The organism is Paraclostridium sp. (genome assembly GCF_051656405.1).
Taxonomy (GTDB): domain Bacteria; phylum Bacillota; class Clostridia; order Peptostreptococcales; family Peptostreptococcaceae; genus Paraclostridium.
In genome coordinates this window covers 45,443-64,979 of sequence record NZ_JBOGBV010000056.1, presented here as the reverse complement: position 1 = coordinate 64,979, position 19,537 = coordinate 45,443, and the positions used below count along the sequence as shown (strand labels likewise).

At 25.7% G+C, this 19,537-nt stretch carries 24 protein-coding genes; 9 read left to right on the top strand and 15 right to left on the bottom strand.

All coding sequences use genetic code 11. The features are described from left to right. Positions 1–54 precede the first annotated feature (54 nt). The 4 genes from ACRDDE_RS08085 to ACRDDE_RS08070 all read right to left on the bottom strand — a co-directional run bounded on the left by ACRDDE_RS08085 (position 55) and on the right by ACRDDE_RS08070 (position 1,846). The gene (locus tag ACRDDE_RS08085) at positions 55–516 is read right to left on the bottom strand and encodes a YcxB family protein (protein WP_438626769.1); all 462 of its coding nucleotides are present in this window, start codon (positions 514–516) and stop codon (positions 55–57) included. A 78-nt stretch (positions 517–594) separates the two neighbouring features. Then, positions 595–1,230 carry a hypothetical protein gene (locus ACRDDE_RS08080; protein ID WP_438626768.1) on the bottom strand — a complete coding sequence of 212 codons (636 nt, stop codon included), beginning with the start codon at positions 1,228–1,230 and terminating at the stop codon, positions 595–597. 80 nt (positions 1,231–1,310) lie between these two features. Then, positions 1,311–1,676 carry a hypothetical protein gene (locus ACRDDE_RS08075; protein WP_438626767.1) on the bottom strand — a complete coding sequence of 122 codons (366 nt, stop codon included), beginning with the start codon at positions 1,674–1,676 and terminating at the stop codon, positions 1,311–1,313. Then, positions 1,673–1,846: a hypothetical protein gene (locus tag ACRDDE_RS08070; RefSeq protein WP_438626766.1), complete on the bottom strand. Its 174-nt coding sequence runs from the start codon at positions 1,844–1,846 to the stop codon at positions 1,673–1,675. The genes ACRDDE_RS08075 and ACRDDE_RS08070 overlap by 4 nt, the downstream gene beginning before the upstream one ends. Before the next feature lie 417 nt (positions 1,847–2,263). Here ACRDDE_RS08070 and ACRDDE_RS08065 point away from each other — a divergent pair, with 417 nt between their 5' ends. Further along, on the top strand, positions 2,264–2,386 hold the full coding sequence (locus tag ACRDDE_RS08065; RefSeq protein WP_257440349.1) for a hypothetical protein: 123 nt from the start codon (positions 2,264–2,266) through the stop codon (positions 2,384–2,386). Between the two features lie 60 nt (positions 2,387–2,446). Here ACRDDE_RS08065 and ACRDDE_RS08060 read toward each other — a convergent pair whose 3' ends face one another. Both ACRDDE_RS08060 and ACRDDE_RS08055 read right to left on the bottom strand, forming a co-directional pair. Then, on the bottom strand, positions 2,447–3,568 hold the full coding sequence (locus ACRDDE_RS08060) for a hypothetical protein (RefSeq protein WP_438626765.1): 1,122 nt from the start codon (positions 3,566–3,568) through the stop codon (positions 2,447–2,449). Between the two features lie 211 nt (positions 3,569–3,779). Then, on the bottom strand, positions 3,780–4,076 hold the full coding sequence (locus tag ACRDDE_RS08055) for a hypothetical protein (RefSeq protein WP_438626764.1): 297 nt from the start codon (positions 4,074–4,076) through the stop codon (positions 3,780–3,782). Between the two features lie 1,041 nt (positions 4,077–5,117). On the opposite strand from ACRDDE_RS08055, the gene ACRDDE_RS08050 reads away from it, so the two are divergent. From ACRDDE_RS08050 to ACRDDE_RS08030, 5 genes are all read left to right on the top strand, one after another. Continuing rightward, positions 5,118–5,924, top strand: coding sequence for a ParA family protein (locus tag ACRDDE_RS08050; RefSeq protein ID WP_257440363.1), 807 nt, complete (start codon positions 5,118–5,120; stop codon positions 5,922–5,924). 2 nt (positions 5,925–5,926) lie between these two features. Further along, positions 5,927–6,304: a hypothetical protein gene (locus ACRDDE_RS08045; RefSeq protein ID WP_419743350.1), complete on the top strand. Its 378-nt coding sequence runs from the start codon at positions 5,927–5,929 to the stop codon at positions 6,302–6,304. Between the two features lie 351 nt (positions 6,305–6,655). Continuing rightward, the gene (locus ACRDDE_RS08040; protein WP_021431471.1) at positions 6,656–6,910 is read left to right on the top strand and encodes a Mor transcription activator family protein; all 255 of its coding nucleotides are present in this window, start codon (positions 6,656–6,658) and stop codon (positions 6,908–6,910) included. Positions 6,911–7,014: 104 nt separating this feature from the next. Further along, the gene (locus ACRDDE_RS08035; RefSeq protein WP_438626763.1) at positions 7,015–7,869 is read left to right on the top strand and encodes a GNAT family N-acetyltransferase; all 855 of its coding nucleotides are present in this window, start codon (positions 7,015–7,017) and stop codon (positions 7,867–7,869) included. 530 nt (positions 7,870–8,399) lie between these two features. After that, on the top strand, positions 8,400–9,470 hold the full coding sequence (locus tag ACRDDE_RS08030; protein ID WP_438626762.1) for a linear amide C-N hydrolase: 1,071 nt from the start codon (positions 8,400–8,402) through the stop codon (positions 9,468–9,470). Between the two features lie 732 nt (positions 9,471–10,202). Here the strand turns inward: ACRDDE_RS08030 and ACRDDE_RS08025 are convergent. Then, positions 10,203–10,715, bottom strand: a complete 513-nt coding sequence (locus tag ACRDDE_RS08025; protein WP_438626761.1) for a hypothetical protein — start codon at positions 10,713–10,715, stop codon at positions 10,203–10,205. 127 nt (positions 10,716–10,842) lie between these two features. Beyond that, entirely contained in the window at positions 10,843–11,304 is a 462-nt protein-coding gene (locus ACRDDE_RS08020; protein WP_438626760.1) for a GNAT family N-acetyltransferase, read from the bottom strand. Between the two features lie 555 nt (positions 11,305–11,859). Here ACRDDE_RS08020 and ACRDDE_RS08015 point away from each other — a divergent pair. Then, positions 11,860–12,510 carry a YidC/Oxa1 family membrane protein insertase gene (locus ACRDDE_RS08015; RefSeq protein WP_438626759.1) on the top strand — a complete coding sequence of 217 codons (651 nt, stop codon included), beginning with the start codon at positions 11,860–11,862 and terminating at the stop codon, positions 12,508–12,510. Between the two features lie 121 nt (positions 12,511–12,631). Here the strand turns inward: ACRDDE_RS08015 and ACRDDE_RS08010 are convergent, their stop codons facing one another. Continuing rightward, complete coding sequence (locus tag ACRDDE_RS08010; protein WP_438626758.1) at positions 12,632–13,495, bottom strand: AraC family transcriptional regulator; 864 nt, start codon at positions 13,493–13,495, stop codon at positions 12,632–12,634. A 328-nt stretch (positions 13,496–13,823) separates the two neighbouring features. Beyond that, positions 13,824–14,225: a DUF6608 family protein gene (locus ACRDDE_RS08005; RefSeq protein WP_438626757.1), complete on the bottom strand. Its 402-nt coding sequence runs from the start codon at positions 14,223–14,225 to the stop codon at positions 13,824–13,826. 201 nt (positions 14,226–14,426) lie between these two features. Here ACRDDE_RS08005 and ACRDDE_RS08000 point away from each other — a divergent pair, with 201 nt between their 5' ends. After that, positions 14,427–14,720, top strand: coding sequence for a YciI family protein (locus ACRDDE_RS08000; protein WP_438626756.1), 294 nt, complete (start codon positions 14,427–14,429; stop codon positions 14,718–14,720). A gap of 136 nt (positions 14,721–14,856) precedes the next feature. Here the strand turns inward: ACRDDE_RS08000 and ACRDDE_RS07995 are convergent, their stop codons facing one another. The 3 genes from ACRDDE_RS07995 to ACRDDE_RS07985 form a co-directional block, all read right to left on the bottom strand. Beyond that, positions 14,857–15,369, bottom strand: coding sequence for a GNAT family N-acetyltransferase (locus ACRDDE_RS07995; protein ID WP_438626755.1), 513 nt, complete (start codon positions 15,367–15,369; stop codon positions 14,857–14,859). 241 nt (positions 15,370–15,610) lie between these two features. Continuing rightward, on the bottom strand, positions 15,611–16,054 hold the full coding sequence (locus tag ACRDDE_RS07990; protein WP_438626790.1) for a GNAT family N-acetyltransferase: 444 nt from the start codon (positions 16,052–16,054) through the stop codon (positions 15,611–15,613). A 706-nt stretch (positions 16,055–16,760) separates the two neighbouring features. Then, entirely contained in the window at positions 16,761–17,315 is a 555-nt protein-coding gene (locus ACRDDE_RS07985) for a hypothetical protein (protein ID WP_438626754.1), read from the bottom strand. Positions 17,316–17,527: 212 nt separating this feature from the next. Between ACRDDE_RS07985 and ACRDDE_RS07980 the strand changes: the two genes are divergently transcribed. Further along, positions 17,528–18,172: an HAD family hydrolase gene (locus ACRDDE_RS07980; RefSeq protein WP_438626753.1), complete on the top strand. Its 645-nt coding sequence runs from the start codon at positions 17,528–17,530 to the stop codon at positions 18,170–18,172. A 183-nt stretch (positions 18,173–18,355) separates the two neighbouring features. Here the strand turns inward: ACRDDE_RS07980 and ACRDDE_RS07975 are convergent, their stop codons facing one another. Further along, entirely contained in the window at positions 18,356–18,778 is a 423-nt protein-coding gene (locus tag ACRDDE_RS07975) for a VOC family protein (RefSeq protein WP_438626752.1), read from the bottom strand. A 231-nt stretch (positions 18,779–19,009) separates the two neighbouring features. Next, positions 19,010–19,216 carry a helix-turn-helix domain-containing protein gene (locus ACRDDE_RS07970; RefSeq protein WP_438626751.1) on the bottom strand — a complete coding sequence of 69 codons (207 nt, stop codon included), beginning with the start codon at positions 19,214–19,216 and terminating at the stop codon, positions 19,010–19,012. Positions 19,217–19,537 lie beyond the last annotated feature (321 nt).

Below are 19,537 nucleotides of genomic sequence, written 5' to 3'. Positions count from 1 at the left end.
CAGTTAATCTAGAATTTCTAATTATACTAATAAAAATGGAAGGATTAATACTTTTTAAGTCATTAATCCTTCCATTTTTATTAGAAACTCATCTTTTTCTTTATCGTCTTTAAATACGCTAGTTGGTATTACTAAAAGTATTATATACTCTTCTCCAAATATGTAAATATAATTATTATCTTCAACAACTTTATAAATTTGACTAAATAAAATTTCATTTCTATTATTTCCTTGCTCGCACAAAAAGCTATTATCATCTACTGTACAAGTTACTTCTTTAAATTCACCATATCTAGCTTTAACTTTCTTTTTTATTGATTTTAATAAGTGTTTTTCACTTCTAAATAATAGTATTAATATCAAAATCAAAACTAAAGTATTTAAACAAGTCTCTATAGATAAAGAAGTTAGATAAAGTACTCTAAATCCATATACAATTTGTATAATACCTACAATACACACTAACTTTGGAAGTATATGAAATAGAAAAAAAAGATTTTTTCTGAGTCTAATCATAAGCTTGTATCCATTTACATACTCATCCATTGTATTAATAAATTTAAACTCGATAATAAACACCTCCCCGTAGTATCTTTATTTTATTGCTTTAAAGTATTCGATAGATTGTATCTTATTATCATCATAATCATACAAAATCATTGGAAAAGGACTTTTCTTAGATACAGTCTTTTTATATTCTAAAAAAGCTATAAAAGTATCTTTATCTGTTTTATATTTAATAAATTCATACTTCTCAAACTTAGTGTTATAAACTTCTTTTGCATTATCAGGTAAAATAGATTTAACTTTACTTATTGCTTCATCTTTAGTAAATGATTTATCTAAATCATAGTATGAATATCCTAATAAAATTTGTCCATATTTTTCATTATTTATAGGTTTTAAATCTAAGAAAGTATAAACTTTTTGAGCAAATGCATTTTCAAACTCAAAAAAGTAGTTTTCTTTTACATTCTTCCTTGCCAGTTTGTATGTTAAAACATTTTTATTTAGTACCTTATGTCTTCTGTTAATTATTTTATTATCTATAGAAGGTGTGTCTGTCTGAGATTCTGATTTACTATTAAATAATTTAGATTTAAATGGTATATCATTTTCTATGCTTTTAGAAAGGTCCATATTTAATTGAATTCCTCGAATAGATATTACTAATACTATTGATAACGCCATGAAAATACTTAATATCTCTTTATATTTTTTAAAAACCAAGTTTTTACACCTCCCCCCAGACTAAATGATTAAAAACTTAGCTAATTGTATCTTGGACTATAAGACATATAATAAAATGTCTATGATTTTGCTTTTTCCTCTTTTTTATAAATTTTTTCGATTAAATTAAATTCATCCTGGCTCATTTTACCTTTTAGATATATCGATTTTCCATTACTTTGGTTAAATGCATCTACATAAAATGTTAAATTATTTTCTATTATAATATTTGCAGGATAACATCCAGTTTTTTGTTTATTAGCATCCATAAAAATATATAACCAAAATCTATCTGTATTGTAAGTATTATCCCAGTATTGATCAAAAATGCTTTTTTCAATAGGTATAAGTTTGCCGTTGTTTAATATGTTTGTTATAGATTCAATATCTTTTTTATCCTTAGATGTTACTTTAATTTTAGCGTTTTCTAACTGAGTATAATTCATTGGAGATTTTTTTCAGTCCACTTATCTATATCTAAAATTCTATAGAATTCTGGATTTATAAAAGATTCGTTAAATATCTCTATATCTTCTTTTTTATTAAATCTCTTGTTAATTAATGAAAACACCAACAAACCTATTATTATACTTAATATTATCTTTTTTTTATTCATAAATAACCCTTTCGATATTATTTAATAATTGAAATATTCTAATTATTGTATTGGTAATTTTTACCTTTTAATCTGAATCTATAGTATCATTCATTCAAATACTAATCCAGTAATTTATTTAAAGTCATAATATTGAAAAAAGTTAAACTTGAAAAGTATGGAACTTAATATTTACACTTGAAATATTTATCTTATTATTTAAGTATCAAAGTATGTCTAAGGAGAGATGTAGAATAAAAATAGAAAATCTATATGATATTATAATTAATTCTAGTGTATGAAATTAAGATGCTGCGTTTAAAATTTAGATATTTGTAAGTTTATTTATGTTATAATAATAAATGGAAATTACAATCTAAGAGTGACTGTTTCTATACGAAGGATAAAACCTACTTCCAATAGGAAGGAGGTGGAAGTATGGAAATTTTAAGATTATTTTTAAACAATTCCGACGCTATATTTTTTAGCATAGTCGGATGTTTTATTTATGATAAGTTAAAAAGTCACTCTAACGGCAATAAGAGTGACCTAAATAAATAGATATTTTATTTACATAGAAACTTCGCTCTATACCACTAGATTGTAGTTTCTTTTTTTTTACTATTCTAGATTAGATATTCCATCACGCCCAGAGTAAAAAACTTCTCCAGTATACATATGAACGGCAAAAGCATCGCCTCCATCATATACAATTTGGTAGTAATCTCCTTCTAATGTGTTAATGACGCTACCAGGAGATTCAAATTCACGGAAATTTAGTTCTTTAAGTCTTTTATCGCATAGAATAATCGCTTCGCTTTCTGATATCTTCTTTCTTTCTGTTGTATCTTCATTCTCTTTGATTGTAGGCTCAGAATCGCTAATACTTTTATTGTTTGCGATATGTGTATCAATATCTATCAATTTACCTATATTAGCAGAGTCTTCATAGTATATTGATCCATCACTTTCTTTAACGCAGTATCTGTAATCAGCAGCTATTCCATCTATCATGTAATACACATATATGTATCTAACTCCATTGTATTTACCTCCTGAAGGCATACCAGGTGTATTTTTTCCTAAAGTAAGATAGTCAGCATTTATAAAGCCTGATAACTTGTTTTTACATAATTGTAATGCTTTTTCTGATGATATAGTGTTTTCATCAGAACTTGTGCTAGTTTGAACTGATCCAAAAGTTTTAGTGAACAACTCTTTTGTTAATCCTAAATCATCACAGTTTTGATCTTGAACATAATCAGGATTAACTTTAGCTATAGCTTTTACACTCTCTTCTGTAGTTAGCATATTTAAACTTTTAGATAGCCTTATAGCTGCATCATTTGTTTTTTCTATTTTCAATTTAGATTTAATTATAATTTCAGGGGAACCATGTTCATTACTTCCAAGTTCGAATAAAGCAGTATTTGTATCAGTGGATGTTTTTTTAATTTTATTTACATCCGCTTCATATGGGTATAGTGCTACTACTTCATCTTTATTGAAACAGAATACTGTACCTATTTCACTATCAACGCTATCATCATATAAGTACTTACCTTCTAATAATTTTGCTAATGTTTCTTCTTTATTTTTTGTAACCTCGCCAGTGTCTACTTCTTTTACAACCTCATCTTTAGTAATTTTTTTAGTTTTAGATATTGGCCTCAGAACTAGAGTACATCCAACTATTACAACAACTACTCCTAGTGCTATTAAAATTCCTTTTCTGCGATTCATTATAAATCCCCCGTTTCTTTTTATTGTGAAATTTAATTCACAATAAAGTGACGTTTCGCAACCTTAAAAATAACTACAAAGGATATTATACATATATAGTTTATCTAAATTTGTAATAATTTGTAGCCTACAAATAAAAAAATAATGCCTTGTTAAATTAACTAGAATTTAGCAAGACATTTTTTTAAAATAAAGTAACTAAAATAGGATGTTATTGATTTATATTTTGTTTGCAGTATTTACATATTGTAGCATCTTTTAATATACGTTCCTTACAATAAGGGCATATAATTTCATTCTTATATTTTGAGCATATTAAAAAAGTATAAATAAGTGCGACAGGCAATGCTAATAAAAGACCTAGCAAAGTACCACATATACCACAAACTATAAGGGCTTGTGTAGCCATTTTTATTTGATTTTTATTTTTACCTATGAAATATGGTATTAATCCTGCAATGATACCTGCTAAACCTCCAACGATAACAGTTTGTAGAAAGTCCATCATAATTCCCTCCTTATACATATGAATTGTATATATAAATTGTATGACGCAGCTTTTTTAAAAATACATGAGGACAAATTGTAATAAATCTCTAATGATATTTTGGAACCTTTTTATGGGCATGTGTATTAGGAGAATTAATCGTAAGTATCGCTGGTATAGTAATATCATCTAAAAGATTAAAAAAGTTAATTGTAAGACTTGCAAAATAGTTTATGGTTCTCTTTTTTAGCATAGTCTGATGTTTTATTTATGATAAATCAAAAAGTCACTCTAACGGCAATAAGAGTGACCTAAATAAATAGATATTTTATTTACATAGAAACTTCGATCTATACCACTAGATTGTAGTTTCTTTTTTTTTTATTTCTATATTTATATTATACTATAAAATTTAGAAAATTAAACACGAAAATTAAATAAACTATCAACACGTTAAATTTTTCAATAATTTAAGTTTAATTGTATTTTGCCTATCTTACAAATTTGTTCGGCAGTCTTACACTTTGTACATGATATCATATACTCAAATACTAAGCAGGAGAATTGAACATGAAACAAGATACGAAGGTTTTAATTATAGAGATAACAAAACTTATAGTATCTATATCTTTAATCATTCTATATCTTAATCAACTAATGAAATGATTAAAAGTGTATTTACTTTAAGTAAGACTTTTAACGTGAGGTGCCAAAATGAAAAAGAGATACAAAGAAAATTTACTTATAACTTATAAATTAATACTTCTATTAATTTCACTTATGATGGTTATATATTTAATCTTAAAAAAATAAAAATCATCTAAACTTAAATTTAATTAAAGGATTTTAAAGTATTATATCGTAATTACTATTAATAGAACTATTCCGAATACATTCGATTATTTTATTGACAAACCATAACTCAACTTGATAGACTAGTTATACAACAATTTCTAAATGAAATCTTGAAACAAATAAAATTACAAATACAATAACAATTTGTTAAACTAATTATTAAACATATTGTTATTGTATTTGTTCAACCATAGAGGAGGAAGTATTTTGAAAATATGTTCATTTTTTAATGTAAAGGGTGGAGTTGGAAAAACAACTCTAACAGCTTTAACAGCAATTAAATTAAGCAAAGAGGGCAATAAAGTTCTAATCATTGATGCAGATACACAAGCAAACTTAACTCAGTTTTTATATAAAGTATCACATAGCGATAAAACGATGTTTGAAGCATTAACAGATAACTCAAGTGCAGATGAGGTTATAATTAAGGCTCCACTTCCAAAGTATTCAAATATAGATTTAATACCATCTGATTTAAGTTTAAGTGTTCTTTCTGAGTTTCTTACAACTAAGACTAATAGAGAGAAGTCAGTTTGGAGATGGTTCAAATCTAATATAGAAACTTTAAAAAATTATGACTATGTATTTATAGATTTATCTCCATCTTATGATCTAATTGCTAGAAACTTTATGATAGTATCAGATTCAATTATAACTCCTTTAGAATATCAAGATATTGCATCGATAAGAGGGTGCGAATTATTTTATAAGAAGTTTAATCAAGACTTAGTAGATATGGAAATGGAAAACACAGCTAAAAGAGCTGTAATTATAAATTCATACACTGAAAGAAAACTTTCTACTGCAGATATATTTAATGATTATTTAGATCAATTTGAAGATATAAAACAAGATCTATTAGAAAGCAAATTAAGTGATACAACTTTAATTAAGAATGCGATACTAAATAAATTAGACATAGAAGATTATTGTAAAAAAATTAAAAGAAGCCATAAGGTTAGGGAAGAATTTGGTGAATTAATAGAAGAATTAAAAGAAAAGGAAGTGTTATAAATATGGGAATAGATAAATTTTTAGTAGATGAGGAAAAAGTTGAATTACCTAAAAAAAATTATAAGTCAAAAGTAGATGATAAGTTAAAAACTAAATTCGAAGAAGAAGAGGTAAAACCTAATTCAATTAACTTATTAGAAATGGAAGAAGACAAGAAATCAAGTAAGAAAGTTTCTATGTCTATATACTTTGAGGATGATGATTTAAAGCTATTAAAGGCTATATCAAAGTTTAAAAATACAACTGTAAACAAAACAGTAATGAGTATACTAGAAGGGCCTTTAGAAACAACTAAAAGCAATTTGCCAAGTGATTTTAACATAGATAAATTAGCAAAGGATTATGATAAAACTAGCAGAAACAAAAAGGCTAGAAGATAGTAATACTAATGATTTAATTACAAATTAAATAACAAATTCAAAATAAAATGGTGTAACAAATTATAAAACAAATATAAATGTATTTGTTTTATAATTTGTTACACCATTTGTTGTTTTAAAGCTTATTCAAATATATCTTATTAAGAGTAATATTATATAGATAAAATTAAGTAACTAGTAAAAGTATATTCCTCTTATTTAATGACTATTATTTTTAGAGATTTTTTCATAAAATATTTTATTTAGTAGGAAATCTAAAATATTTGTAGAATATCCATATAAATAGGCTTTTGAGCAAATGATACAATCTAAAGCTTAAAGTGAAACGAATTTTTACAGGAGGCTATTTTTATGGATTTAAAAATAAGTGATTTACCTCCACAATTTGAAAGTATAGCTATGAAGGTTGGAATGGATATAACCAAGATGCTATTTAAAGAATTTGGAGGAACATCTGTGTACTTTCCTACTGAAAAGATGATATATAAAGATGCTCGTGATAGAGAGATTATAGAAAAGTTTAATGGATTTAATGTAAAAGAGTTGGCTAGTAATTACAATATGTCTGAGAGTTATATTAGATCTATTATCCGTAATAGTAGATAGTTATAATATATTGTATAAACACCAGTGCTATATTTAAATAGGTAGTAATCGTTATATTTAGAAAGATAATATATACATAATTAGTTATTTAGGAGGATTTGATAATGGTCAATTACGACACACTTGAAAATGTAAGTATTGAAAGACTACATAATACATTCATGGAGGCTTTTTCAGATTATGAAGTAAAAATAGATATGCCTATTTTAAAGCTTAAGCAAAGGCTTCAGCGAACAGGTTATTTTACACAAGCCTCAATGGGTGCATCTGATAACAATGTATTAGTTGGTTTCCTATTAAATTCAATTAGAGAATGGGATGGTAAACTAACTGCCTATGATACTGGAACTGGTGTTATAAAGGAATATCGAAATAAGGGTATAACAAGTGCTATGTTTTTAAATGTACTGAAAAACCTTAAAGAAATGGAAGTTAAACAATATTTGCTTGAAGTGATTCAATCTAACACATCTGCAGTTCATTTGTATAAAAAACAAGGATTTGAGGTATCAAGAGAGTTTGAATGTTTTAATTTAGAGAAAAAACTATTTACTTGTACACCAACACATCAAGTCCAACACATTAATGACATTACAGAAATAGATTGGGTTAAATTAATGAGTTTTTGGGATTTTAACCCATCATGGCAAAATTCAATTGACTCAATAAAAGCTGTATCAGATGCATTCATATGCTCTACTGTTAGTATTAATGATGAAATTGTTGGATATGGAATAATTGATAAAAATACAGGAGATATCCCACAAGTAGCAGTTGATAAAAATTATAGAGGTAAGGGTATTGGAAGTAGTATATTGGTAGACTTAGTGAAAAATACAGAATCATCTACTCTTAATGTTGTTAATATAGATAGTCAATGTATTTCTGTGAAGGATTTCTTATTAAACTTAGGTTTTAAACTAGTAGTTAAACAATATGAAATGATTTTAGCCTTATAATAATGAAAAATAGCTCATTAATCTAAAATATTAGATCAATGAGCTATTTTTGTGTACATTTACTTAGCTACATAAAAAACTATTACTATAATTAACTTATTAGTTTAAATTTTATATAGCTAATTAGTAAGTGACTTATCTATATAAAAAGGGATTTGGGAATTTCGTTAAATACATTTTATCAATTAATTATCTATATAAAGTTTATTATTGGTTTGCAACTTCTAATTCTGAGCTTACTAGCCCTGCTCCTACTGCTAATATAAATGGACCTATCATTAAACTTCCTAAAATTATTGTCATTTGTAATTCCTCCTTTTAGTTATCTTTCATTTGATAAGTTTATTATACAGCTATAACATTAAAAGAGCCTGACACAAAGCTTAAATAATTCTTACATTTTTGATAGGTAAGGTTTCACATATAAATCTAAAGGTAAACTATGTTCATACTAATTTTGAATTTATTTTACATAGATTAAATAAAAACAGTAATAATATAACTATATTGCATAAAAATGGAGTGATTATATGTGTACAAATGTTACCGTTAAATATAATGATGGTTATGTTACAGCTAGAACTAACGAGTTTGGAGTTATAGTGAACTCTAATATATTTACTATGAAAAAAAATACTCCTCAGAGAGGGTTCTGTACAGAAAAAAATAAAGGATTATCATGGAAAAATAAATTTGGATTTGTAGGATTCGATGGTGGAATTCTTACCCCTGAATTAATAGCATTAGATGGTATTAATGAAAAAGGATTATCAGTCCAAGGACTATATTTTCCTAAATATGCAAGTTATCAAATTACTGATAATTATGATAATGCTATTACAAATTTAACTTTTACAAATTATGTGCTAGGTTGTTTTGACAACGTAGAAGATGTTAAAAGAGGATTAGATGGATTAGTAATATGCGGAGAAAGTATTCATGGTGATCCCAGTCCATTTCATTTTCAAGTAAATGATAAATATGGAGGATGTATCGTTGTAGAAATAGAAAATCAAATAAATATATATGATAATAAAATAGGAGTAATGACTAATAGCCCTAGTTTTAATTTCCACGAAACTAATTTCAAAAATTATATAAATTTATCACCTTATAATGTTGAACAAATTGATTTAAATGGATATATATTATATCAGGCAGGGCAAGGAAGTGGACAATTAGGATTACCTGGGGATATGACCCCTCCATCAAGATTTATAAAAGCATCGTTCAATCAATTATGTGCTATTAAATGCAGTTCTAATGAAGATGCTGTAGATATGGCCTTTCGTATATTAAATTCTTTTGATATAGTTCCAGGAACTTGCAGACATAAGGCCTCTAAAAGTGAGATTGATTTAATAGGTAGAGATAAGTTAATATTAACTGATAAGTATGATATATGTGAAATTACTCAAATGTTTGTAGTTAAAGATTTAAATAATTTCACTATATACTATAAAGATTATTTTAATATGAATATAAAAAAAATAGACTGTAATAAATTTGATTTTGAAGATGATTCAAATCCTATAAAAGGTAAACTGTATGATAATTATTGTAATAAATACATTGATATAACTGATAATTTAACTAATTAATAGCTATTCAATTTGATTAATAAAGAGTAAATAGAACAATCCCTGAGCGGATTCTCTTATTTGCTCTTTTGCTGTTTCTGTTCTTATTTTTTCATTTTAGTTCAAATTTTGTATATTTGGGTCCATTTTAAAATTAAAAGTTGTAATATATGCTATATTTAAATAAATAAGAAAGATATGTTCTTTATTTAATAGTCTTGAAGGTGAGTGAACGCAAATGTCAATTATAAATGTATTAATGGTTATTTGGTTTTTTAATAGAAGTTATAAGTTAAAAGAAACTAAAGATATAGAAAAATATGTATTAACATGCCCTAGAAAAATCAAAGATCGAGATGGATATATAAAATTTTACTCCAAAATATATTATAGAAGCGGAATTTCTTTAATTATATTCGAAATATTTTGTATGCTAAATAAATATTATTTTGATTTGCCTATTAAGGTATTATTTATACTGTTTTGTGTATTATTCATATTGCTTTTTATACAATCAATTTTAATTGAAAGAAAGAGTAAAAAATTCATTTATTAAAAAGTAACATCGTTAAATATAATAAAATGAATTTACGATAGTATAGGCTTTAATTACCATATTAGGCCTATACGCGTTGATATTACTTATAAACACTTTGAAAATTTATATAAAAATAAATTCAAAATAAGCTAAAAAGAGTGCTTATATTGAAATGTAATAATTTCAACGAAATCACTCTTTTTATATACAAAATTTTATAGAACTACTTCAAATTTATAATTATTATCTATTAGAATATAATCACAATTATATTTTTTACACATATTAAGATTTAACTCATTATCTTTTATAAGATCTTCTTTTATACAACTCGAATCATCTAAACGCTTTTCTATAATATTTGCATAATTTTTTATATCTGAAAAATTATCTTCTATATATTTTTTAGTCATTATAAGGCAAATATATTTTATTTGTTTAACGTAGTCTTTATCCAAGCTCTCTTTCCAATTAAATGGAATATAGCACCCTTCGATAATAAGATTTTGTTTATTTTCAATAGCTGTTTTTACTATTTCTCTAACAATGGGCCAAAGATAATCCGTTAATTTATCATCATCTTCAGGGGTTAAGTCAGTATTGCCACTTCGTATAAGTCCCATTTTTAAATGATCTATAGATATATACGGAAACTTATACTTATCAAGTAGTTTTTGAGATAATAATGTTTTTCCAGAATGCGAGCTCCCTGCAATTAAAACTATCATACTTCTAATCCTCCTAAACGTTTAATATGTAACAAACTCATTATTAAAAACTTATCTAAAGGTCATTAACTTTATCTCAAATACATAATAAATCTTTAAAGTAAAATTTTAAGACTTGTAAAAAAAATCAGATATTTTTAATCATTTTAAAGTTAGTAAATACTTGACCACGTAGTTCTACTTGTTGTTCTTTTATGACTTTATATCCTTTATTTTCAAAGAAAGGCTTAGCTGTTATTGACGCATCTGTTATTATAGATTTTACACCTTTATTAAATACATAATTTTCTAATTCAGTGATTAAATTTGATGCAACTTTTTTTCCTTGATGATTTTTATGAACATATAACCTATCTAGATAACCTGTTGAATCAATATCTCCAAATCCAATAATTTGAGTATCTTCCTCTACTACAAGGCTATAATTTTTATTTAATGATTCAATCCACTTTAATTTATCTAACTCTTTTGGGGCCCATGCTTTTAATTGCTCTTTAGCGTAATCTTTAGAGTTTACACTATGTACAGTGTCATAAAATAATTTCAATATTGATTCTATATCTTCATTTTTAAAATTTCTTACATTCATAAATATCCTCCTAAAATTTGATTATAGTTTATATATTATCATAATTGTATTCAAATAAAACTATGATAACTAATCCTTAAAAACTTGTTTAAAAAGTTGTAGTAAAAAGCCCTTAGAATCCATTTATTTAAATTCTAAGGGTTTTTTACTTATGTAAATACTAAATCTAAAGTGAAATTTTAATATGAGGTGAAAATTTTAAATAGATATTTTTATATAATTGTAGTATTATCTACTATAAGTAAATTAATTGTGAGGTGAAATAATGAGACCTGATATAGATAATATAATTTATATATTAATCTATGCGGCATTTTTAATTTCCATAATAGGCTCTCTAGTTTACTTCTGTAAAGAATCTATATGTTCTAAAATTAATGATACTTTTATAAAGACTGTTTTTTATAATAGGCTAGAGTATTTTTATAACTTAATACCAAAACAGTATTTTGTATTTCAAAAATACGATGTTTGGAGGTATCGTAGTCTATTCTAATTTGAAATGAAATTTTTTTAATCCAAAATATTAAATTACAATTAAAAGGAGAAAATAAAATGAATTTCATTTCAAGTATATTACAAGATTTATTAAGTATATTATTTAGTTTTACAGGAGATTTAGGGGTTGCAATAGTCGTTGTAACATTAATGGTTAAATTAATACTTATGCCGTTATCTATGAAACAAAAACTCTCTATGAGAAAACAACAAGACATGGCTGATACGATGAGTACATTAAAGGAAAAATATAAAAATAATCCTACTGAGCTTGAAAAGCAGATGCAATTACATGCAACTGAGAGCATGAAAAGTATGTTGGGTTGTTCTACTTTATTGCTTCAAATGCCAATAGTATTTGCGCTTTATAGAACATTTTCAAGTATGCCACAGGATTTTTCTAGTTCTATAGTTCCTTGGATAAATAACTTAAGCATGTCTGATAATTTATTTATAATACCTTGTATATATACGTTAATAATGTTAGCTCCAAATTTAATAAACTATATCCCTTATTTTAAGACTAGTTCTCAAGTAGCACTTAATAAACATATGGCTATAATCACAGTAGTTATGAGTTTTATATTAACTGCAAGAACACCAGTTGCATTAGGTTTATATTTTATAACTAGTGGTGCTTACGCATTAATTGAAGATATATGCTTTAGAATTTATTTTAAATCAAAAAATAAATTGGCATTAGAATAAATGAAAGCACTCCTAGGAGTGCTTTTTACTCGTTCCGAAAAACTTATTCCAAAAGTAGTATCAAAAATGCCGTTAGAATCCATTTATTTGGATTCTAACGGCTTTACCTTTATTCTAAATATTATTTTATAGCAACCCATATCTCACTGTAAACATTTGATAAATTAGACATGTCTCCATTAAAAGATATTCCTGGTGCATCTACTAGTTCATAACCTGAAGATGGTAACCACTCAGAGGCTATTTTAGCATATGTGTCCTGCATTAAATTTGGAAATTGACCCTCACATGAAAATATGGCCCATGTATGACTAGGTACTTCAACTACATCAAACTCTCCAAAGTCTAAATCTAACGTAGTTATTGACCCTATTAAATGATCTAAGTTTCCTTTTTCTTCATATACTCCATCATCAAGATTGAAAGACGCATTAACTACAGTTTTTACCTCTGTGTCTCTGTACGACTGTAATCTTTCCCTTTGCTCTTGTGTTATACTCTGAGCTATCTTCATTATTTCTGGATTTTGTCCTTCAAATACAATAGGAACTCTTTTTTTAACTCCTACTAGTTTAAATGGATTTTTCTTTTCTATGCGATAATTCATATTGCTTCCTCCTCTAATGGTTAATTGAAATGTCATACTAGGATAAATTTTAAAATCTTTATGATTCTTTAATTCTGATGGATTAACTCCAAACCACTCTTTAAATGCTCTTGTAAAGCCATCTGCAGAATCATATCCATACTTAATTGCAACATCTATAATTTTCATTTTATTATTAATTAAATCAAGACTTGCTTCTGATAACTTTCTTTTTCTAATATAGCTACTAAGTGTCATTCCCGAAAGGTAAGAAAATATCTTCCTAAAATGAAACTCGGATACACCTGCAATTTGAGAAACTTTTTTGAAATCTACTTCATTTTCTAAATTTCGATCTATATATTTCATAGCTTTATTAAAATCATTAATCATATCCATATACAATCACCTCTTATTAACATTATTATAATTTTAATTATTATCAATTTATCGATATTATCTATACAAAAATTATCGATTATATAATTAATTAACTAGTTTCTAAAAACATTTAAAGATAACTAGTTAAAATGACCTTAAAATATATTTGTTTAGATTTTAAGGTCATTAACTTTATGCAAAGTGCATGATTAAATTAAATTATATTATCTGATTTGAAAAAATTTAATTTTTCTCTTAAAAACGTAAAAAAGAAGAACTGAATTTAAGTATATCAATTCTTCTTTTTTATTTTCTTTGTTTTTTGAGAGCTAAGAAGCACCACCCATTAATGCTCCTTAGTTCTCGATATGTATACTCTTTTTTTAATTTTATTAACTATATCTATAATAAAATACACAACAATATATGCTATGGTATCATTTAAAAATACATCACGATAAGCATTTGGATGTAGATCGCTCCAAAAACCGCTTATAAAAACATATAAAAGTGCAATTGATATGAATACAGAATAAGGTGCAATAAATCTAATCAACTTATTTTTAAATTCTAATTGTGTCATTAAAATTAGAACTAATGCCCCAATTAACGTTAAAGCTCCTCTATCTAAAATATGTTCATTTGTATCTGTCATCCTACCCATTAACAACTGTAATGAACTACTCAATATAGTCACCACTGTAAATACTATACAAAATAGTTGTGCTGTTTTTTTCAATATATTCATTTAAGACTCCCCTTCGCAAATTCCTATTTATTTATATTGTATTAAAATAAGCTTTATTTAACAACTTGTACACTAAAATACATGTAAATCAATAACTTATTACCTATAGTGAAAGTTCAAGGATAGTTTAGTACTTGACTTTTAAACATAAAAAGATTAGTTTGAATACAGTAAATATATTTTATAAAAGGGGATGTACATATGGTAATAGTAAACATAACGTATACAGTTGAATTAGAGAAAATTGAACAAAATTTAGAGGAACACATAGAATTTTTAAATAAATATTACGCAAATAACAAATTTATATGTTCAGGAAGAAAGAGCCCTAGAACAGGTGGAATAATTTTATGTAACGCCGATAAAGAAGAAGTTAGTGAAATTATAAAAAAAGATCCATTTTATATCAATAAATTAGGTAACTATGAAATAATTGAATTTGAAACATCAAAAATCAATAAGGAATTAATAACTGAGGAACTAGAAAATTTATAGATAATGCAAATCAGTTGATTTATAAATTCAATGCCCTTAAACTCCATTTATTTGAATTTTAAGGGCATTAAATTTATCTCAAATACATAACTAGTCCCTAAAGAAAAATTCTAAAGATACTATATTTTGACTATGATTAATTATAATTTTTTAATCTCCACCAAAAACATTCATCATCTTCTTTATAAAGTTTCATTCCAATTTTCTTTAATAAATTTTGTGATGTAACATTAGATTTTAAAGTGTCTGCCACAATACATTTTACATCTAGATTTGAAAATATCCAGAGCATAAGGTTATTAATTGATTCACTCATGTAGCCTTTTTCTCTATAATGTTCTTGCATATAATAACCTATGTTTACTTCTCCTTGTTCATTTGGATACCCTTTTATCATTATATGACCTATAATTCGGTTTTCAGATTTTAAAATTACTATCCAAGTCGTATACCACATATACTTTGAGTTATTATTTTTAACATCATTGAGCCTTATTTTAAATACATTTTTTTCCCTTAACCCAATATTTTTATTAGTAACTGTCAGTCCTAATGATTTCTCCATTTTATTAAAATTAGTTATCGAAAGCTCTAAGTTATATTCATTTAAAGGTACTATTTTTAATCTTTCCGTATTAACTTCGAACATTTTAAAATCTCCTTTTAATTTCATAATATCAGATTTTTAACTAATCCTAAAAAAACATTTAAAGATGTCTAGTAAAAATGCCATTAGACTCCATTTATTTGGATTCTAAGAGCATTAACTTTATTTTAAATATAGCTAGTCCGTAGTCAGGAATTTTAGGACTTGTTGTTTTGAACGCAAAATAGAGTAATAATATTATTACTCTATTTATCTTTATTTAGTTATACTCTAATTTATATTATTATTTTAATTTCATATGCAGTATAGGGAATGGATTACCCTGTTCGTCGAACTCAGATTTTTTAAAGACTTTAAACCCCATATGCTCATAAAAGCCTAATGCTTGTGGATTTTGCTCATTTACATCTACATAATTTACATTTAATACTTCTATTGCATATTCTACAAGCCTTTTACCAACTCCATGTCCTCTACTTGCATTACTTACAAATAACATTTCAATTTTAAAATCATGTATTCCTATAAAAGCTTTTATAATACCGTTATTGTCTCTTACACATAAAAGTTTACTAACATATTTAGCACCTTCCATAACTTGAGGCTTTATTGATATTATATCTTCTTCACTTAAAAAGTCATGTGTTGCTCTTACTGATGACTCCCATGTATCTAGTATTTCTTCCATATCCTTATTATTAATAATATTTAAATTTTCAATTTTCATCACTTAACAATTCCTCCTAAGTAAGTATTTCACTTAATATTATATGTTAAATACGATTTGAAAAGTTTATTAAGAACATTTCTGTACTAACTATAAACAATTAAGTATTTTTATTATTTTTATAGCTATATAATATTCTCCTAATACTACTTTCAGATAAAAAGTAATCTGTAGACAATTGACTGCACAAAACATCTATTTTATTGCTCCTTACAAACTATGCTTTGACATTATTGCAGTTTTTGCTTGGAGCTAAATTAATTAATCTAATTTTACAAAACATGCTTACACCTATCTTTTTGCATAATTACATTATTATATCATAGTTTAAATTTTAAAACTAAATGTCCATTAAATAGGTGTTTTCATAGATAATTTTAACTAACATCTAATGTGAATTTTTAAGTTGAGTTCACTATAGATAGGTTTTATTGGATATACTTTAAGTATATTGTGCTTGAGAGGAGGTTTTAGTTATGGAATTAGTTTTAGAAATAGGCTTAATTGTTTCAGACTTTGTAATATCTATATTTTCAGGAGACGAGTGGAAAAAATTCGCCAAATGGATAAAATCTAGACTTTAATATTCTCATAATGTTAACAGCTTATTTCAAGATCAATATTAAAAGACCACTATAATACTTTCCTTAGAGTTATAGTGGCTTTACCTTTATCTAAAATACTTTAATAGTCTTTAAAGTGAAATTTAGTAACTAGTTAAATTTAAAATTTCATTTTTAATATATTCAGGCATTTGTAAATTCAGATTACGGATTAATATATTCTTATGACTCACTCCGTTCTTCTCGAAATATTTACTTATCAAATGAGTTCTATCCTTAGGATCACCTAGAACATGATAAATTACAAACCAATCTTCAAGTGACATTAGATTAATTTTAACTTCATCATTCATAACCGTTGAAACTATTGATTCTTCATCAAATATAACTTCATATAAACTATCTTCACATTTTATTCTAAATCCAACCATAAACTCAACTTCTGTACCATCTACATCATATCTAAAAAAATCATCAGACTTAAATTTATCACTGTTATTTACGACCTCAAGCGGTCTACCTATTTTATTCATTGCTAATTTCACATTTTCTGTATCTTTAGGATTAATCAATATATCTATATCTTTAGGCTCATCTACTAGTCCATAATGATTCAATAGAGTAGACCCGCCAATTGCCCACATACAGTTAAAATCATTTAGAGACTTTGCAACCTTCTTTAAAACTAAATTATTCATAAGTTCCTCCAGTAAATTTCTAGATTTCATATACTCTTAATTATATCAAACCTGCTTTATAACATTAATTTAATAAATGAAAAATTTGATTAGTATTTAAAGTATACATTTTGCGTGCCCTAAGCTATATTTCTATACCAAGATATAAGGTTATGATATAGTTATCTTAATAAAGGAGTTTACAAACAACAATTTACAGGGGGACAATCGATATGAATTTAAAACATTATATATTTGATTTAGATGGAACATTAATTGATACAGAACATGCTATATTAAAAACATGGCAAGATACATTAAAAGAATATGGATATGAGCACACATTAGAGGAAATAAGAGTAGTTTTAGGGGTTACAACAGATATAGGTCTTAAAAAATTAAATGCTAACGTTGATGAAAATTATATAGGTAAATGGCAAGTAAATTACGAAAAGTATTGTTCTAATGCAGACTTTTTTGATGGAGCAAAGGAAATGCTTGAATTTTTAAAAGAAAATAATTGTTCTTTAGGAGCTGTATCATCAAGAAGTAAAAATGAGTATGATAAGTACTTTAGAAAGTTTAATTTAGAAGAATTTTTTACAACTATTGTTTTAGAGGATGATACAGAAAATCATAAGCCATATCCAGATCCACTATTTAAATATCTGGAGTTAACAGGAGTAGATAAAGATTCATGTATTTATATTGGTGATATGCCAACTGATATTCAATGTGCAAATAATGCAGGTATTATATCAGGATTGGTAACTTGGAATAATTCAGGGGTTTCTTGTTCAGATGCAAAAATGAGCTTTAGTGATCCAAAAGAAGTTTGTGATTTAGTAAATGCTACAGTTTGTAGTTCTTCATACTAAAAACAAAAAAATATTTATTAAAAACTTATTATAAATATCAATAATAAAATGACCTTAAAACCCAAATAAATGGGTTCTAAGGTCATTACCTTTATGTATTATACATAACCTAATTCTTAAAGTTAAATTTAATTACTAGTTTCATATATGCTGTATATTTATCCGTACAAAAATATACTTATTCTACTTTACTCTTTTAAACATGGGATGATTTTCTCTAAATTGAAGTAAATCCCATAAGTTTCCGTATAAATCTTTAAATACTGCTACAGTTCCATAATCTTGCTCTTGTGGCTCTCTAACAAACTCTATACCTTTTGCTACCATGTCATTATAGTCTCTCCAAAAATCATCTGTACCAAGGAATAAGAATACTCTTCCCCCTGTTTGATTTCCTATAAAAGAAATTTGTTCCTCTTTTGATGCCCTTGCAAGCAATATTGCAGTTCCGTTTGAACCAGGTGGCGAAACTACAACCCAACGCTTATCTTGTTCTGGTTGATATGTATCTTCTATCAAATTAAACTTAAGTTTCTTAGTGTAAAAGTCAATAGCCTCATCATAATCATTAATAACTAAAGAAATATGTACTATAGATTGTATCATTATTTTATCACCTCTATATAATTTTGTTTATTAATACTATCATAGCATTATGAAAAAGTTCAATAGTTTATAGATGAATGTTTATTAAGTAAATTAATAGACAGTGATAGTTCAAAAAAATAACTATTTTTTAAAAACATATCTAAAATATATTTAATAAAAGAGCCCTTAGAATCCATTTTTTTAGATTCTAGGGGCATTAATTGTATCTAGCCTATAAAAAGTATTTTTTTAATCTTCAACATATTTCAATATATCACCTGGCTTACATCCTAATACATTGCATATATTGATTAACGTAGAAAGCCTAATCGCTTTCGCTTTATTTTTCTTCAATATTGAAAGGTTTGCCATTGTAATCCCTAGTTTTGCGGATAACTCAGTTGAATTCGTTTTTCTTTTTGCCATAATAACATCTAAATTAATTATAATGCTCATATTTTACCTCCTATACGGTTTTATAATTTTCATATTTTATTTCAATAGACACATCAAATAATCTTGCTAATACAATACTTAAAAATCCGATATCTATAGAAGTAAATAATACAAAAACCATTGAAATTATATTTAATGCATATAAGTACATTCCAATTATCTAAATAATTTTTTCATATATTAACATCTCCTATTTAAATTAAGATATATATATTATACAACAATATATATTGAAATAAAATACTTTATTATCGAAAAACAATAAAAATATATTGACTAAAATAAAAAAGCATTATATCATAATACATGGAAAATCAATTT

Excerpts from the sequence above, each read along its gene's own strand:
- ACRDDE_RS07995 (WP_438626755.1), bottom strand. The coding sequence starts at position 15,369 with ATGTTCGAAGTTAATACGGAAAGATTAAAAATAGTACCTTTAAATGAA.
- ACRDDE_RS07980 (WP_438626753.1), top strand. The coding sequence starts at position 17,528 with ATGAATTTAAAACATTATATATTTGATTTAGATGGAACATTAATTGAT.
- ACRDDE_RS08065 (WP_257440349.1), top strand. The coding sequence starts at position 2,264 with ATGGAAATTTTAAGATTATTTTTAAACAATTCCGACGCTATATTTTTT.
- ACRDDE_RS08005 (WP_438626757.1), bottom strand. The coding sequence starts at position 14,225 with ATGAATATATTGAAAAAAACAGCACAACTATTTTGTATAGTATTTACA.
- ACRDDE_RS08010 (WP_438626758.1), bottom strand. The coding sequence starts at position 13,495 with ATGGATATGATTAATGATTTTAATAAAGCTATGAAATATATAGATCGA.
- ACRDDE_RS08015 (WP_438626759.1), top strand. The coding sequence starts at position 11,860 with ATGAATTTCATTTCAAGTATATTACAAGATTTATTAAGTATATTATTT.
- ACRDDE_RS08075 (WP_438626767.1), bottom strand. The coding sequence starts at position 1,676 with ATGAATTATACTCAGTTAGAAAACGCTAAAATTAAAGTAACATCTAAG.
- ACRDDE_RS07970 (WP_438626751.1), bottom strand. The coding sequence starts at position 19,216 with ATGAGCATTATAATTAATTTAGATGTTATTATGGCAAAAAGAAAAACG.
- ACRDDE_RS08045 (WP_419743350.1), top strand. The coding sequence starts at position 5,927 with ATGGGAATAGATAAATTTTTAGTAGATGAGGAAAAAGTTGAATTACCT.
- ACRDDE_RS07990 (WP_438626790.1), bottom strand. The coding sequence starts at position 16,054 with ATGAAAATTGAAAATTTAAATATTATTAATAATAAGGATATGGAAGAA.
- ACRDDE_RS07985 (WP_438626754.1), bottom strand. The coding sequence starts at position 17,315 with ATGAATAATTTAGTTTTAAAGAAGGTTGCAAAGTCTCTAAATGATTTT.
- ACRDDE_RS08070 (WP_438626766.1), bottom strand. The coding sequence starts at position 1,846 with ATGAATAAAAAAAAGATAATATTAAGTATAATAATAGGTTTGTTGGTG.
- ACRDDE_RS08040 (WP_021431471.1), top strand. The coding sequence starts at position 6,656 with ATGGATTTAAAAATAAGTGATTTACCTCCACAATTTGAAAGTATAGCT.
- ACRDDE_RS08000 (WP_438626756.1), top strand. The coding sequence starts at position 14,427 with ATGGTAATAGTAAACATAACGTATACAGTTGAATTAGAGAAAATTGAA.
- ACRDDE_RS08025 (WP_438626761.1), bottom strand. The coding sequence starts at position 10,715 with ATGATAGTTTTAATTGCAGGGAGCTCGCATTCTGGAAAAACATTATTA.
- ACRDDE_RS08055 (WP_438626764.1), bottom strand. The coding sequence starts at position 4,076 with ATGATGGACTTTCTACAAACTGTTATCGTTGGAGGTTTAGCAGGTATC.
- ACRDDE_RS08020 (WP_438626760.1), bottom strand. The coding sequence starts at position 11,304 with ATGAATGTAAGAAATTTTAAAAATGAAGATATAGAATCAATATTGAAA.
- ACRDDE_RS08085 (WP_438626769.1), bottom strand. The coding sequence starts at position 516 with ATGATTAGACTCAGAAAAAATCTTTTTTTTCTATTTCATATACTTCCA.
- ACRDDE_RS08030 (WP_438626762.1), top strand. The coding sequence starts at position 8,400 with ATGTGTACAAATGTTACCGTTAAATATAATGATGGTTATGTTACAGCT.
- ACRDDE_RS08035 (WP_438626763.1), top strand. The coding sequence starts at position 7,015 with ATGGTCAATTACGACACACTTGAAAATGTAAGTATTGAAAGACTACAT.
- ACRDDE_RS07975 (WP_438626752.1), bottom strand. The coding sequence starts at position 18,778 with ATGATACAATCTATAGTACATATTTCTTTAGTTATTAATGATTATGAT.
- ACRDDE_RS08060 (WP_438626765.1), bottom strand. The coding sequence starts at position 3,568 with ATGAATCGCAGAAAAGGAATTTTAATAGCACTAGGAGTAGTTGTTGTA.